Below are 14,238 nucleotides of genomic sequence, written 5' to 3' on the forward strand. Positions count from 1 at the left end.
ACGCGAGGGTGTGGTCGGTGTGCTGAACTTCCTGGTGGCGTTCCTGGTGGCGCTCGTTCCCTCCGCACCGCCGAGCGGACCACCCAGCGGACCGCCGCCCAGCACCCCGCCCATGGTCGCGGCCGCGGTGGTGTGTGTGCTCTCGTGCGACACCCTTGATCCTTCCAAGGCCGCGCAGGAGATCTTCCCGGTGCCGGAGAAGCAGATCAACGGCCGGCGGCTCGTGCTGCACGTCTCCGACCGCGACGGCATGGCGTGGGGGAGCATCGACAACGGTGTCACCGGCGACTCGGTGTGGCTGGACAGGTCGTGGGACGGCGGTGCGAGCTGGGAGGGGCTGCTGGGCAGGGCGAGCATCCCCGGCTCGTGGACGGGCACGAGAACGTTGATGTACAACGTGACCGACCCCGTCACCCACCGGCGCGGCCTGATCCGCGCGTGCGGTGACGCCGCCGCCGTCACCTGCACCGAGTGGATCTACCCGACCGTGTGCGACGTGCTGTGCGACCGCACGAGCGCGAGCCAGGCCAACGGCGACCTGCAACCGGTGCCGTCGACCACGCTGTACGGCCGGGTCATCCGCCTGCACACCGACGCGAACTCGATGGCGTGGGCGAGCATCGAGGCAGGCGGGCCGGGTGACGAGGTCTGGCTCGACCGCTCCTGGGACAGCGGCGTGAGCTGGCCGGGTGGTTCGTCGCTGGGCCGCACCGCGACTCCTGCCGGGGCGAACTCGGTGCGCACGACCATGTTCGCCACCCGAGACCCGCGTGGCCGTCACTACGGCGGTGCCGTGCGCGCGTGCGGCAGGGAAGCAGCGCACCAGGAAGGCAGCTGCACGGCCTGGGCGCGACCCGTCCCCACCAGGGCGCGCGCCGCCGCCGATGCACTCCTCTACTCCTACGACCCGTCCACGGCCTGGTGGCCGACGAGCTGGTGGAACTCGGCCACAACGCTGACCGCGGTGATGGACTCCGGAATCCGGGACTACGACTGGGTGATCGCGCGGACGTTCGACGTGAACCGCGGCCCGTTCGCGGCGGGACAGCGCAGCAGCGACCCGATCGAGGGCAACTTCATCAGCCGGTCGATCGACGACAGCGCCTGGTGGGGCCTCGCCTGGGTGGCCGCCTACGACCACACCGGCGACCAGCGTTACCTCGCGATGGCCACGACCATCGCGAACTACGTGCACCAGTACTGGGACACCCGCACGTGCGGCGGCGGGGTCTGGTGGGACCGCGAACGCACCTACAAGAACGCCGTGACGAACGGCCAGTACCTGCGGCTGACCGCGTCGATCCACCGCCGCACGCCCGGCGACTCGCTGTGGCTCCAGCGCGCCCGCACCGCCGCGGACTGGTACCTCAACAGCGGCCTGATCGGCTCGTCCGGCCTGGTCAACGACGGGCTGACCGGCGACTGCCGCAACAACGGCCAGACGGTGTGGACCTACAACCAGGGACTCGGCATCGGCGGTTTCGTCGAGGTGTGGCGCGCGACCGGCGACACCCGCTACCTCGACACCGCGAAACGCCTGGCGGACTCGGCGATCGCGAGCCCGGTGCTCACTCGCAACGGCGTGCTCACCGAGTCCTGCGACGTCGGCTCGAGCTCCTGCGACGACAACCAGAAGCAGTTCAAGGGCATCTTCGTGCGCTACCTGAACGACCTCTTCAAGGCCACGAACTCCGCCGCCTACCAACGGTTCGCGCGTCAGCAGTCGGACTCGGTCTGGGCGAACGACCGCGACGCGCTGAACCGGATCGGCCAGCGCTGGGCCGGCGGCACGCCCAACCAGGTGGACTGGCGCACGCAGGCGAGCGGCCTGAACGCGGTGATCTCCTGATCACCTGTCGGGCCGGGCGAGGGCCTTCTCGGCGAGCTTCGTCTCGATGTGCCGCAGCGTCGCGATCGTCGCGTCCACCTCGGCCCGGTCGGTGACGACGCCGTCGAGCAGGTCGCTCCAGAGGTCGCTGAGCCGCCGCAGGTTCTCCTGCGCGCGTTCGGTGGGGTAGAGGCGGACGCGCCGGGCGTCCTGCGGGTCGGGTTCGCGGTGCACCAAGCCCTTGTTCTCCAGGCCGCGCAGGGCCCGGCTGAAGTTGCTGGAGATCTGCTGGGTGGCCTCGGCTGCGGCGCGGGCCGACGTGCCGGGGTTGCGGTCGATGTAGCGCATCACCGCGATGTCGCCCGGTGTCCACGACTCCCGGTTCAGCGACTCCTTGGAGGCGTGGATCTGGCGGCCGACCGCGGCGATCAGGTCGGCGAGCTCGAACAAACGGGCCTTCTCGTCCTCATCCACGCGACCCATGTTACTTTTGCTGTCATCTGATAGCTATCATCTGACAGGAGAAGTGGTGAACTCGCCGTCACGCAGTGCCATCCCCGTGCCGTTGCTGCTGGTCCTCGCCCTGCTGGCGAGCGTCGCCCCGTTCGGCATCGACCTCTACCTGCCGGCGTTCCCGCGCATGGCCGTCGAACTGGGGACCAGCGACACCGCCATCCAGCTCACCCTCACGATGTTCCTGCTCGGGCTCGCGACCGGCCAGCTCGTCTTCGGCCCGGTCTCCGACCGGTGGGGCAGGCGCGGACCGCTGCTGATCGGGTCGGCGTTGTTCGTGGCCGCGAGCCTGCTCGCCGCCGTCGCGCCCACGATCGCGATCCTGCTGGTCGCCCGGCTCGTCCAGGGCGTGAGCGCCGCGGCGGGCATGGTCATCGGCCGCGCGATCATCGCCGACCTCACGACCGGACGTGCCGCCGCGCGGGCGTTCAGCCTCATGATGACCGTGACCGGGGTGGCGCCGGTCGTCGCGCCGCTGCTGGGCAGCCTGATGGTCGACGGCATCGGGTGGCGGGGCGTGCTGTTCGTGCTGGCCGGTCTGGCCGTCGCGATGCTCGCCGGATCGACCGCCCTCGTCCGCGAGACCCATCCCCGGGAACTCCGCGGCACGGCGCACGGCGGCGGCTTCCGCAGCCTCGGCAAGCGCGCCTACCTCACCGCGACGGCGACGTTCGTGCTCTCGTTCGCCGTGCTGATGGCCTACATCTCGGCCTCGCCCTTCCTCTACCAGGTCGTCATCGGGCTGAGCCCCGTCGGCTACGGCGCGCTGTTCGCGTTCAACGCGCTCGGCCTGATCGTCAGCAGCACGGTCGCCTCCCGGCTGCTGCTCCGCCGGTCCCCGCGGCAGATCCTCGCCATCGGCACGACCTGGCTGCTCACCGCCGCCGCGACGTTGCTGCTCCTGGCCCTCCTGCCGATCAACGCCGGCTGGCTCGTCGTGCCGATCTTCTTCCTGGTCCCGGCCCTGGGCTTCATCGCGGGACCCGCGACGGGACTGGCCCTCGACGCGGTGCGGGGCGCCGCGGGCACCGGGTCCGCCGTGCTGGGAGCGTCGCAGTTCGCGCTCGCCGCGGTCGTCTCGCCGCTGGTCAGCGTGGGCGACGGCCACTCGGCGGTGCCGATGGCGATCACCATCGCCGTGCTCGCCGTTCTGGCTGTCTCCGCCTACCGGCTACTGGCCCGCACCCCGCAGACGCAGAGTGATGGGAACGCTCTCACCCAGAGGGCGGTTGTGACGCCCGCCGGTGGTGCGCCACGGTGACCACCGGCTGACAACGTTGTCCCGGAGGTCCTCGTCATGCGTGCGCTGCTGGTCGTGCTGGCAACCGCCTTCGCCCTGCTCGTCCCCGCCGGGCCCGCCTCGGCGGGCACCACACCGGACTACGCGGAGTTCCCGTACGCGCCGACGACCTACGCGGAACCGTTCCGCGGCCAGTTCCACTTCAGCTCGCAGTCGGGCTGGATGAACGACCCCAACGGGCTGGTGTTCGCCAACGGCCTCTACCACTTCTTCTACCAGCACAACCCGCACGGTCTCGAGTGGGACACCATGCACTGGGGCCACGCCACGAGCCCGGATCTCGTGCACTGGACCCAGAAACCGATCGCGCTGGAGCCCGGCGTGCACCCCGGCACGCTGTTCTCCGGCGGCGGCATCGTGGACAAGAACAACACCTCCGGCCTCAAGACCGGCGCCCTCGACCCGATCGTCGTCTTCTCGAACGTCAACGGCGTCAGCGTCTTCTACAGCAACGACAACGGCCGCAGCTTCCAGGCGTACGACGGCGGGCGCAAGCAGATCGAGATCCCGGAGGAGAGCCGCGACCCGAACGTCGTGTGGGACGCCGACCGCCGCCAGTGGGTGATGGTCGTCTGGTCGAACCGGGGCGGCAACGGTGTGGACATCTACACCTCGCCGAACCTTCTGCAGTGGACGTTCGCGAGCCGCTACGCCGCGGACTGGCTGTTCGAGTGCCCCGACCTGTTCGTGCTGCCGCTCGACGGCAAGCCGCAGTGGGTGCTCACGTCGGCGACGAGCGAGTACGTGGTCGGCACGTTCGACGGCAGGAACTTCCGCACCGACCGGCCGCAGCCGAAGAAGATGAACCTGGGCACCACGTACGCCGGCGGCACCTTCTACGCCGCCGAGTCGTTCGACAACACACCGGACGGCCGCGTGATCCAGATGGCCTGGCAGGGCGGCAACAGGGGTGGCTCCTGGACCGGCAACGCGTCCTTCCCGGTGGCGCTGGGCCTGGTCGGGTCGCCGGACGGCCCGAAGATCACCAGGACCCCGGTGGCCGAACTGGACTCGCTGCGCGCCGACACCCGCACCTGGCGCAACACCACCGTGAACGCCACCAACAACCCGTTCGCCGGAATCCTCGCCGACACCTACGAGATCACCGCGCGGTTCGACCTGCGCGGCGCGACGGCCCAGGAGTTCGGTTTCGCGCTGCACAGCCGTTCCGACGGCACCGCGGACCGTACGGTCACCTACAACCGCGCCGCGGGCACGTTGTACGGCAGGCCTTTCCAGCCCACCGGTGACGAGGTCAGCGTGCGGCTGCTGGTCGACCGCGGTCAGCTGGAGATCTTCAGCGGCGACGGCCTGTTCTCGGTGGCGGACAACGTGAACTTCGACTCCGCCGCCGTCAGTCAGGGCATCAGGCTGTTCGCGAACGGCGGCCAGGTGCGGTTGAAGGACGCGAAGTTCACCCGGCTCAGCACGAGCTGGGGCACCGCTCAGTCCACTTTGGAGAGCAACCTCGCCGGTCCGTGGCACGCCACCGCGGGTTCGTGGACCGATGTGTCCGGCGGCAAGCGGGCGCAGGCGACCGGCGACTCGTTCTACCTGAGCGCGAGCACGGCCGGCGACGCGACCTACCAGGGCGACCTGCGCCTGGACACCGCGCAGGCAGCCGGTCTCACCTTCCGCGCGACTCCCGAAGGCGCCGGTTACACCGCGAACATCGACGCGGCCGGGGTGGTGAAGCTGTGGCGGCCCGGCCGTGACATCGCGACCTACTCCACGCCGATCGCGCAGGGCCAGACCTACCACCTCACGGTGAAGACGACCGGACCGCGCATCCAGGTCTGGCTCAACCACGGCACAACGCCGATCATCGACGCCACCGATACCGCGTACGCCACCGGGCGGTTCGGCGCGAACGTCTATCGCGGCGCGGCGACCGTGCAGAACCTGAACACCGGTCCGTCCGGCTTCGGCACCTTCGCGTCCGGACCGTGGGCGGCCGTCGGCGGCACCTGGACCACGACGCCGGACTCGTTGCGCGCCAACGCCTCTGGCGACGCCTTCTACCTCAGCGACCGCACCGCGTCGGACCTCGTCTACGAGGGCGACCTGTCCGTCGTGAACGGGGTGGCGGCGGGCCTGACGTTCCGCGCGGGTGCCGACGGCGCGGGCTACACGGCGAACATTGACGCGTCCGGTGCGGTGAAGTTGTGGCGCCCAGGCCATGACATCGCGACGTACTCGACGCCGATCGTCCAGGGCCGCACCTACCACCTGAAGGTGCAGGCCACCGGCTCACGGATCCAGGTCTGGCTCGACCGCGGCACCTCGCCGGTCATCGACGCGGCCGACACGACCTACGGCGCAGGTCGGGTGGGACTCAACGTGTACGCCGGGACCGCGTCGGTGCGGCAGCTCGCGCTCAGCGCCGGGTAGTCGATGCCACGAAGCGTGCGGTCGCCCTCGGAGTCCGGAACACGTGCAGTTGTGCGCCGCGAGCGTGCGTCGCGATCGCGTCCATCAGGAGCGGGCGATGCCGGCGGCGCCACGACCACACCCAGAGCCAGAAGTCGGCACGCTCCCGTGAGCGGCGCAGCGCTCGCCAGGCGCAGCGCGGGAACGAGTAGTCGAGCAGCAGAACGGTGTCCGCCCTGCGCAGCCGGACGTCGAGCACGTCGTACGGGCCGAGGTCGCCGTCCATGATCCACCGGTCGGCGGCGGCGAGTTCGCCCTGGACGACGGCCCAGCGGTCCGGGGGAGTCGCCTCCAGGCCAGGACCCCAGAAGTGCTGATCGAGCTCGACGACGGGGAGTCCGGTCGCCGCCCCCAGCGCGAGGGCGAGGGTCGACTTCCCCGCGCCGCCACGGCCGAGGACCACCACGCGCTGCACGGTCGCGATCGTGCCAGTGCGCCCACCCGCGATGCGAGCCGGTTTTGTCCGGTGAGGACGGTTAAGCTACGCCGGTGATCAATGGCCGGCGCCACCCTGGCCGCCTCGTCGTGCTGTCGTTCCTGGCCGCGGTCACGGCCGGCACGACGCTGTTCATGCTCCCGATGGCGGCAGAACCGGGGAAGACGACCCCGTTCATGACGGCGTTCTTCACGGCGGTCTCCGGCCTCACCGGCACCGGTCTCGCGGTGGTCGACACCGGGACGCACTGGTCGACGTTCGGCGAGGTCCTGCTGCTGGTGCTGGCCCAGATCGGTGGCATCGGGATCATGACGCTGGCGTCGCTGCTGGCGATGATGGTGTCGAACCGCATCGGCCTGCAGTTGCAGCTCACCGTCCGGACCGAGACGAACACGCTGAACCTCGGCCACGTCCGCCGGGTCGCGCTGGGGGTCGTCGTGATCAGCCTGGTGGTCGAGGCGATCGGCGCAGTGGTGCTGGGCCTGCGGTTCTGGCTCGGCCACGGCTACGAGCCCGGCCGGGCGTTCTACTCCGGCGTGTTCCACTCGGTGTCGGCGTTCAACAGCGTCGGCCTGTCGCTCTACCCGGACAACCTGATGCGGTTCGCCACCGACCCGTGGGTGTCGCTGACGGTCGTGACGGTGGGCGTGATCGGCGGGCTGGGCTTCCCGGTGCTGTTCGAGGTGCTGCGCGGGCGGAAGCGCAAGCGCTGGTCGCTGCACACCCGCATCACCGTGCCGGTGTACCTGTCGCTGATCGCGTTCGGCGCGGTGATGGTGCTCGTCGTCGAGTGGGCCCGCGCGGGCACGCTGGGGCCGTACAACGTCTGGGAGAAGCTGCTGATCAGCGTCTTCCACGGCGCGCAGCCCGGTACGGCTGGCTTCAACACCCTGGACGTCTCCCAGCTCCAGCCCGCCACGCTGCTGGTCAACGACGTGCTGATGTTCATCGGCGGCGGCAGCGCGGGCACCACCGGTGGCATCAAGGTGACGACGTTCGCGCTGCTGGCGTTCGTGCTGCTCGCCGAGGTGCGGGCCGAGCCGAGCGTGCACGTGATGGGCCGCCGGCTGGGCAACGACGTGCAGCGCCAGGCCATCACCGTGGCGTTGATGGGCGTGGGCGCCGTCATGACCGCCACGCTCGTCCTGCTCGCCACGACGTCGTTCCGGCTCGACGCCGTGCTGTTCGAGGCGGCGTCGGCGTTCGGCGGCGTCGGCATGTCCACCGGCATCACCGCGCAGCTGCCCGTGGTGGGCCAGCTGGTGATCATGGCGTTGATGTTCATCGGCAGGCTCGGCCCGATCACACTGGTGTCCACGCTGGCGCTGCGCGAACGCGGGCGCCGCTACGAACTACCCGAGGAGCGCCCCATTGTCGGATAGGCAGGCCAACCGGGTGGTCGTGATCGGCCTCGGCCGGTTCGGCAGCTCCCTGGCACTCGAACTGGTCAGCCACGGCACCGAGGTCATGGCGATCGACCAGGACCCCAAGCTGGTCCAACGCCTCGCCGACGACGTCACGCACGCCGTGGTCGCCGACAGCACCGACGCCGAGGTGATGCGCCAGCTGGGCGTGGACGAGTTCCAGCTCGCCGTGGTCGGCATCGGCACGAACCTCGAGGCGAGCATCCTGACCACCGCCGTGCTGGCCGACTTCGGCATCACGAAGATCTGGGCCAAGGCGATCAGCCGCGAGCACGGCCGGATCCTGCAACGCATCGGCGCGCACCACGTCGTCCTGCCGGAGCACGAGATGGGCGAACGCGTCGCCCACCTCGTCACCGGCCGCATGCTCGACTTCATCGAGTTCGAGGACGACTACGCGATCGTCAAGACCCGCGCGCCGAAGGAGGCCGTCGGGCACACCCTGGGCGAGAGCAGTTTGCGCAGGAAGTACGGCGTGACGGTGGTCGGCGTGAAGCGTCCCGGTGAGGGCTTCACCTACGCCACCGCGGAGACGATGGTGCACGCCGGCGACGTGCTCATCGTGGCGGGCAGGACGGCGGAGGTGGAACGGCTCGCCGAACTCACCTAGCCCTCGAGCCTGGCCAGTTCGTCCGCGCTCAGCGCGAGGTCCACGGCCTGGGCCGAGGCGGTGATGGACGCCGGCCGGCTCGCTCCCGGAATCGGGATCACGACGGGAGAACGCGCGAGCAGCCACGCCAGGGCGATCTGCTGCGGGCTCGTGCCGCGTTCGGCCGCGACGTCGTGGAACGCGGTGCCCGCCGAGGCGGGGCCGGGTCCGTCGAGTGAGCTGCGGGAGATGCCGCCGAGCGGGCTCCAGGGCAGGAACGCCAGACCGAGTTCGGTGCACAGCGCCAGAACGGGCTCGCTGTCGCGGACGGCGGGGGAGTACCTGTTCTGCACGGACGCGAGCCCGTCGCCGAGGATCTCGCGTGCTTCGAGGACCTGGGCCGTGGTGACGTTGGAGATGCCGGCGGCGCGGATCGTGCCGGCGTCGAGCAGGTCGCGCAGAGCCCCGACCGACTCGGCCCACGGCACGGCGGGATCCGGCTTGTGCAGCTGGTACAGGCCGATCGCGTCGACCCTCAGACGTCGGGCAGACGCCTCGGCGGCCCGCTTGAGGTGCTCCGGGGTCGCCGTGACGGTCCAGCTGCCGTCGCCGGGACGACCGCGGCCGCCCTTGGTGGCCACCAGAACGTCGCCGCGGCGGGCCAGGGCGCGGGCGATCAGCAGTTCGTTGTGGCCTTCTTCGCCTGCGTGCCAGTGGTAGCTGTCGGCGGTGTCGATCAACGTGACGCCGGCGTCCAGGGCGGCGTGGATGGTGGCGATGGCCCGTGCCTCGTCCGGACGGTGCTCGATGGACAACGGCATGGCGCCCAGGCCGATGGCGCTGACGGCGGTGTTCGCGAGGAAACGGTGTCGCACGATCAGTTCCCCAGCAGTTCGGTGACGGCGCCAGGCAGCCAGTCACGGGTGTGCGAGACGAACAGGCCCAGCGACTTCGCGCGGGCGTTGCTCATGGCGTAGTGGCGGTCGAACGAGAACGGGGAGGCGTCCGCCGGAACCGTTCGGCGGACAGGTTCCCGGCCGGTCTGTGCGGCGACGACCGCGAGGAGCTCGTGCACGTCGAGCGGGCCGTCGGAACAGGCGTTGACCGGGCCGGTGAAGTCGCTGGTGGCCGTCCACCGCAGCACGTCCGCCAGCTCCTCCCAGTGGACGAAGACGGTGGGGAACGCGGTGGCGTGCACCAGGATCTCCTCGCCGCGCCGGACGCGCTCGACGTAGTGCGCGAGCCGGCCGGTGAACTCCTTGTCACCGCCGCCGAGCACGTGAGCGCTGCGCACGCTGACGAAGTCGAAGCCGCCGGTGCGCGTGAACACCGCCTCCGCCTGGCGCTTGCCCTCGGCGTAGTGCGCCTCCAGGTAGCTGTCGTCGTGCCACGGCAGGTCCAGGGCCACCAGCCAGGTCGACGGGTCCACGACCTCCTCCTGCACCGGAGTACCGGGAGACACGGCCAACGCGGCGGTCGCGGGGTCGTAGACCTCGATCGTGGACGTCATGACGTAGCGCCGGGTCCGTCCGGCGAAGGCGCGGACTGCGATCGCGGCCTGCACCGGGGTGTAGCAGACCTGGTCCACCACGACGTCGAACGCGCGGTCGCCGAGCGCCGCCGTCAGCGCGGCCTCGTCGTTCCGGTCGGCGACGAGGTGCTCGACGCCGGCGGGCGGTGTGGTGGCACCGCGGTTGATCACCGTGACCTGGTGGCCCTCCTCGTGCAGGCGCTCCACCAGGAGCGTTCCGAAGTACCGGCTTCCGCCGATGACGCAGACCTTGTGCATGCCCTCATCGTGAAGACCTGCGATCATCAGCAGAAGTCCCGACCTGCTGTACCGGCATTAAGGAAAACTGTTGATCGACGTGCAGCGGCTCCGCGTTCTGCGAGCAGTGGCGGAGCACGGCAGCTTCAACCAGGCGGCCGCCGCACTCCGCCTCACCCCGTCGGCCGTCTCGCAGCAGGTGGCCGCACTGGAACGAAGCGTCGGCACGGAGGTCGTCAGCCGGAGCACCCGCGGGGTCACCCTGACCAGGGCCGGCGAGATCATGGTCCGCGCCGCCGAGTCCGTGGCCGCCGAGCTCGAACACGCCCAGCGGGAGGTCGCGCGGCTGCGCACCGGCCGCACGCAGATCACCGTCGCCACCTTCACCAGCGGCGGCAGGGTCCTGCTGCCCGCCGCCCTCACCCGGCTCACGACGGTCCACCCCGGCACCGTCGTGCACATCAGGGAGAGCGAACCCGAGGAGGCGCTGCCGCTGGTCCGCCAGGGTGCCGTGGACCTCGCCCTCGCCTACCACTTCGACGGCCCGCTCCCCACGGGGCCGGGCGCCGGTCTGGAGTGGACCCCGCTGCTCGAAGACCCGCTGCACGTCGTTCTGCCCCAAGGGCATCGGCTCGCCGGCCGGGACTCGCTCGACCTCGCCGAGCTGGCGGCCGAACCGTGGGTGCTCGGCTGTCTGAAGACCGAGGCCTACCTGCGCCGCTACGCCGAGCGCGCCGGGTTCGCCCCGGACGTCCGCGGCACCACCACCGACTACTTCTTCGCCCGCTCACTCGTCGCCGCGGGCATGGGGATCTCGCTGATCCCCTCCATCGCGCTCGCCCCGGAGATCCCCGGCCTGTGCGTCGTGGCCATCACGGAGCCGGGTCCGATCCGCCACATCGGTGCCGCCGCGCTGAGCCGCCGAGACCAGCCGTGCGTGACGACCCTCGTCGAGGCGCTCCGCGAGCAGGCTCAGTGATTCGGGGCCCAGCCGGTCGTGCGGAGCCAGGCCGGCAGGTCCCACGTGCTCGGCTCGATCGCCCGCACCGCTTCGAGGTCGGCCTGGTAGGCGGGCGTCTCCGCGAACCAGCGGAACATCGCCTGTGAGTCCGGGTTGTCGCCGAGCACCTGCAGGGGCAGAGCTTCGTAGCGCGCGGGCAGTCCGAGGTGCTCGCCGAACGCGGCGGCGATCTCGCTGCCGGTGCGTGAGTCGCCGGCGATCTCGATCGTGCCGCCGGGCGCCTGCGCGGTTCCGAGCAACAGCGACGCGCTGATCAGCCCGATGTCGCGCACGGCGATCAACTGGAGCGGAATCCGGTCCGGCAACGGCCAGCGCAGCACGATCTCGCCGTTCTCCACGTTCGGTCCCATGAACGCGAAGTTGTCCATGAACGCGACCGGACGGACGATCGTCGCCCGCAGGCCGGACTGCTCGAGGTGTTCCTCCACGCGCCGCTTGGACTCGAAGTGCGGCACGCCCGAGTCGCGTTCGGCGCCCCCGACCGAGCTGAACACCACGTGCGGCACGGACGCCGTGACCGCCGCGTCGACCAGCGCGATGCCTTGCTGCGTCTCGCCGTCGATGTCGGCGAGGGTGTGGCCTGCGGGCGTGGTCATGAAGAAGAACGCGTCCACGTCCTTGAGTGCAGCGGACAGAGACGCGGCGTCGCCGATCTCCACTCGGGCGAGGTCGACCCCTCGTCCGGCCAGCGCCTGCGCCCTGTCCGAGCCGGGATCGCGGACCAGGGCACGGACCTGTGCGCCGCGGGAGAGCAGCGCGTCGACGACCGATCCACCCTGTTGCCCGTGCCGCCGAAGACGGCGATGGTGCCGGTTGCCTGTGTGTTCACGGTTCCCCACTTAGTTCTCGATGTGAACAGTTCTCGACATGAACTAAAGTAGTTCACGTCGAGAACTTCCGCAGGGTAGGCTGCACGGGTGGCGGAGAACGGCTTCGGGAACGACCTCGTCTGGCTGTCGGTGCTGGTGCAGCGCCGATACGCGCAGATCTGCGCCGACCACGACCTCACCTCGGCCCAGGCGACGCTGCTGTGCGCGATCAAGGACCGGCCGCAGGGCATGGGCGAACTGGCGCAGCTGCTCGGCGTGGCCAAGAACGCCCTCAGCGGCCTCGTGGACCGCGTCGAACGCCTCGGGCTGGTGCGGAGGGAAACGCACGAACGCGATCGGCGGGCGATCACCCTCACCACCACCCCGCTGGGGGAGAAGGTCGTGGGCGCGCTCTACGCCGACGTCGCCGCGCGCATGCCCGACATCACCGCCGCGCTGTCCGCGGACGAACGGCGCCGGCTCGCGGACTCCGTCGCCCGCATCACCTCCGACGCCCCGCAGACCGCGTCCCGCGGGCACGCCGGCTGAACTCAGCCGGGCGGTTCGTCGGATTCCCTGTCCAGGCCCGGTTCGTCCGGTCCCGAGTCCTCCGGTTCGCTGGTGTGCACGTCGGCGGGGGCCACGTGTTCGTCCGCCTCGCTCAGCAGGGAACGGATCGCCGAGTTGAGCACCGCCAGCAACGGCACCGCGAGCAGCGCGCCCGCGATGCCCGCGACGAGCAGCCCGGCCGCGATGGCCAGCACCACCGCCAGCGGGTGCAGCTTCACCGCCCGTCCCAGCAGGAACGGTTGCAGGACATGGCTTTCCAGCTGGTTCACGGCGATGACGATGGCCAGGACGATCGCGGCGGTCACCGGGCCGTTCGCGACGAGCGCGATGAGAACGGCCACGGCACCCGCCACCACGGCGCCGAAGATCGGGACGAACGCGCCGATGAACACCAGTGCTGCCAACGGAACCGCGAGCGGCACGCGCAGGATGGCCAGTCCGATGCCGATGCCGAGCGCGTCCACCACGGCGACCGCGCCGGTCGCGCGGACGTAGCTGACGAGCGCCGCGAGGCTGCGCCTGCCCGCGACGTCGACCCGCCTGCGGGGCCCGTCGGGGACGACGCGGATGAGGAACTGCCAGATGCGCGGGCCGTCGTAGAGGAAGAACGCGAGCGCGAACAGCACCAGCAGCATCTCGACGAGGGTCTCGCCGACCGTCGCGGCGGTGGTGAGTGCGCTGGACGTGATGCCGGACTGGTTGTCCTGCAAGGTCTTCACGATCCGGTCGGCGAACTCGCGCAGCTGCGTCTCGCTGAGCTGCAACGGCCCGTTGACGAGCCAGTCGGACACCGCGTCGATGCTGCGGACCAGTTGCGCCGCCAGGTCCGGCAGGCCGTTGATGAAGGTCCTCACGACGAACGTGAGCAGTCCGCCCAGCACGGCCAGTCCGCCGACGAGCACCACCAGGGTGGCGAAGCCTCGCGGAAACGTGTGCCGCGTCAGGAAACCGACGGCGGGGGTGAGCAGAGCGGCCAGCAGCAAGGCGATCGCGAGCGGGACGACGAGCGAGGCCAGTCTGCCGAAGATCACGCCGATGATGTAGAGCGAGGCCACCACGACGAGGAAGCGCCATCCCAGGGCGGCGCTGACGCGCAGCCCGAGTGGAACGGGGTCCCGTGTGTTCCGGCGGTCTGGGCTCACGACGTTCGTACCTCCGGTGTCGGTCTCCGACGCCGGGGTCCGGGGTCATCGGTGAGATGGGCGGTGCATGCCCATCTCTGCCGGGGATTCCCCTTCGGCCGCACCGCAAACGTGGCGTGGCCGATGGTTGAGGTTGCTCGCCGGGGGCACCCGATGGTCGACGTTCCCATCTGAGATTCGGGTGGAGGAGAGGAATACATGGGCACCGACGACAAGATCGACGCCAAGGCCGACCAGGTCAAGGGCAAGGTCAAGGAAGGCGTCGGCGACGCGACCGGCGACCAGGGCCTGCAGACCGAGGGCCAGGTGGACCAGTCGAAGGGTCACCTCAAGGAAGCGGCGGAGAAGGTGAAGGACGCCTTCAAGAAGGACTGACCGGCGTTCCACCGGAACGGGAGCGTGCACCTT

At 70.4% G+C, this 14,238-nt stretch carries 14 protein-coding genes; 8 read left to right on the top strand and 6 right to left on the bottom strand.

Annotation, left to right across the window (positions count from 1 at the left end):
* Nucleotides 1-19: 19 nt before the first annotated feature.
* Entirely contained in the window at nucleotides 20-1,849 is a 1,830-nt protein-coding gene (locus ACH413_RS04155) for a glycoside hydrolase family 76 protein (RefSeq protein ID WP_360042914.1), read from the top strand.
* Here the strand turns inward: ACH413_RS04155 and ACH413_RS04160 are convergent, their stop codons facing one another.
* The gene (locus ACH413_RS04160) at nucleotides 1,850-2,302 is read right to left on the bottom strand and encodes a MarR family transcriptional regulator (protein ID WP_360042911.1); all 453 of its coding nucleotides are present in this window, start codon (nucleotides 2,300-2,302) and stop codon (nucleotides 1,850-1,852) included.
* 55 nt (nucleotides 2,303-2,357) lie between these two features.
* Here ACH413_RS04160 and ACH413_RS04165 point away from each other — a divergent pair, with 55 nt between their 5' ends.
* Nucleotides 2,358-3,602 (top strand): multidrug effflux MFS transporter, encoded by a 1,245-nt coding sequence (locus ACH413_RS04165; protein WP_360042908.1) that lies wholly within the window; start codon nucleotides 2,358-2,360, stop codon nucleotides 3,600-3,602.
* A gap of 36 nt (nucleotides 3,603-3,638) precedes the next feature.
* On the top strand, nucleotides 3,639-6,032 hold the full coding sequence (locus tag ACH413_RS04170) for a glycoside hydrolase family 32 protein (protein ID WP_360042907.1): 2,394 nt from the start codon (nucleotides 3,639-3,641) through the stop codon (nucleotides 6,030-6,032).
* Here the strand turns inward: ACH413_RS04170 and ACH413_RS04175 are convergent.
* Complete coding sequence (locus ACH413_RS04175; RefSeq protein WP_360042904.1) at nucleotides 6,019-6,486, bottom strand: DNA topology modulation protein FlaR; 468 nt, start codon at nucleotides 6,484-6,486, stop codon at nucleotides 6,019-6,021. The two genes, ACH413_RS04170 and ACH413_RS04175, sit on opposite strands and share 14 nt — an antisense overlap.
* A gap of 74 nt (nucleotides 6,487-6,560) precedes the next feature.
* On the opposite strand from ACH413_RS04175, the gene ACH413_RS04180 reads away from it, so the two are divergent.
* Nucleotides 6,561-7,889, top strand: coding sequence for a potassium transporter TrkG (locus ACH413_RS04180; protein WP_360042901.1), 1,329 nt, complete (start codon nucleotides 6,561-6,563; stop codon nucleotides 7,887-7,889).
* Nucleotides 7,879-8,541, top strand: a complete 663-nt coding sequence (locus ACH413_RS04185; protein WP_360042898.1) for a TrkA family potassium uptake protein — start codon at nucleotides 7,879-7,881, stop codon at nucleotides 8,539-8,541. The genes ACH413_RS04180 and ACH413_RS04185 overlap by 11 nt, the downstream gene beginning before the upstream one ends.
* Here ACH413_RS04185 and ACH413_RS04190 read toward each other — a convergent pair.
* Together ACH413_RS04190 and ACH413_RS04195 are read right to left on the bottom strand one after the other, a co-directional pair.
* Nucleotides 8,538-9,395: an aldo/keto reductase gene (locus tag ACH413_RS04190; protein WP_360042895.1), complete on the bottom strand. Its 858-nt coding sequence runs from the start codon at nucleotides 9,393-9,395 to the stop codon at nucleotides 8,538-8,540. The genes ACH413_RS04185 and ACH413_RS04190 overlap by 4 nt on opposite strands.
* Nucleotides 9,396-9,397: 2 nt before the next feature.
* On the bottom strand, nucleotides 9,398-10,309 hold the full coding sequence (locus ACH413_RS04195) for an NAD-dependent epimerase/dehydratase family protein (RefSeq protein WP_360042892.1): 912 nt from the start codon (nucleotides 10,307-10,309) through the stop codon (nucleotides 9,398-9,400).
* 79 nt (nucleotides 10,310-10,388) lie between these two features.
* Between ACH413_RS04195 and ACH413_RS04200 the strand changes: the two genes are divergently transcribed.
* Nucleotides 10,389-11,267: a LysR family transcriptional regulator gene (locus ACH413_RS04200; RefSeq protein WP_360043058.1), complete on the top strand. Its 879-nt coding sequence runs from the start codon at nucleotides 10,389-10,391 to the stop codon at nucleotides 11,265-11,267.
* Here the strand turns inward: ACH413_RS04200 and ACH413_RS04205 are convergent.
* A complete protein-coding gene (locus ACH413_RS04205) occupies nucleotides 11,261-12,148 on the bottom strand; it encodes an NmrA/HSCARG family protein (protein WP_360042889.1) in 888 nt (295 codons plus the stop codon). The two genes, ACH413_RS04200 and ACH413_RS04205, sit on opposite strands and share 7 nt — an antisense overlap.
* A 78-nt stretch (nucleotides 12,149-12,226) precedes the next feature.
* On the opposite strand from ACH413_RS04205, the gene ACH413_RS04210 reads away from it, so the two are divergent.
* A complete protein-coding gene (locus ACH413_RS04210; protein WP_360042886.1) occupies nucleotides 12,227-12,667 on the top strand; it encodes a MarR family transcriptional regulator in 441 nt (146 codons plus the stop codon).
* 2 nt (nucleotides 12,668-12,669) lie between these two features.
* Here the strand turns inward: ACH413_RS04210 and ACH413_RS04215 are convergent, their stop codons facing one another.
* Nucleotides 12,670-13,830 carry an AI-2E family transporter gene (locus ACH413_RS04215; protein ID WP_360042883.1) on the bottom strand — a complete coding sequence of 387 codons (1,161 nt, stop codon included), beginning with the start codon at nucleotides 13,828-13,830 and terminating at the stop codon, nucleotides 12,670-12,672.
* A 198-nt stretch (nucleotides 13,831-14,028) separates the two neighbouring features.
* Between ACH413_RS04215 and ACH413_RS04220 the strand changes: the two genes are divergently transcribed.
* Nucleotides 14,029-14,205, top strand: a complete 177-nt coding sequence (locus tag ACH413_RS04220; RefSeq protein WP_360042880.1) for a CsbD family protein — start codon at nucleotides 14,029-14,031, stop codon at nucleotides 14,203-14,205.
* Nucleotides 14,206-14,238 lie beyond the last annotated feature (33 nt).

The sequence above is a fragment of the Lentzea sp. NPDC020367 genome (assembly GCF_044387305.1).
Taxonomy (GTDB): Bacteria; Actinomycetota; Actinomycetes; order Mycobacteriales; family Pseudonocardiaceae; genus Lentzea.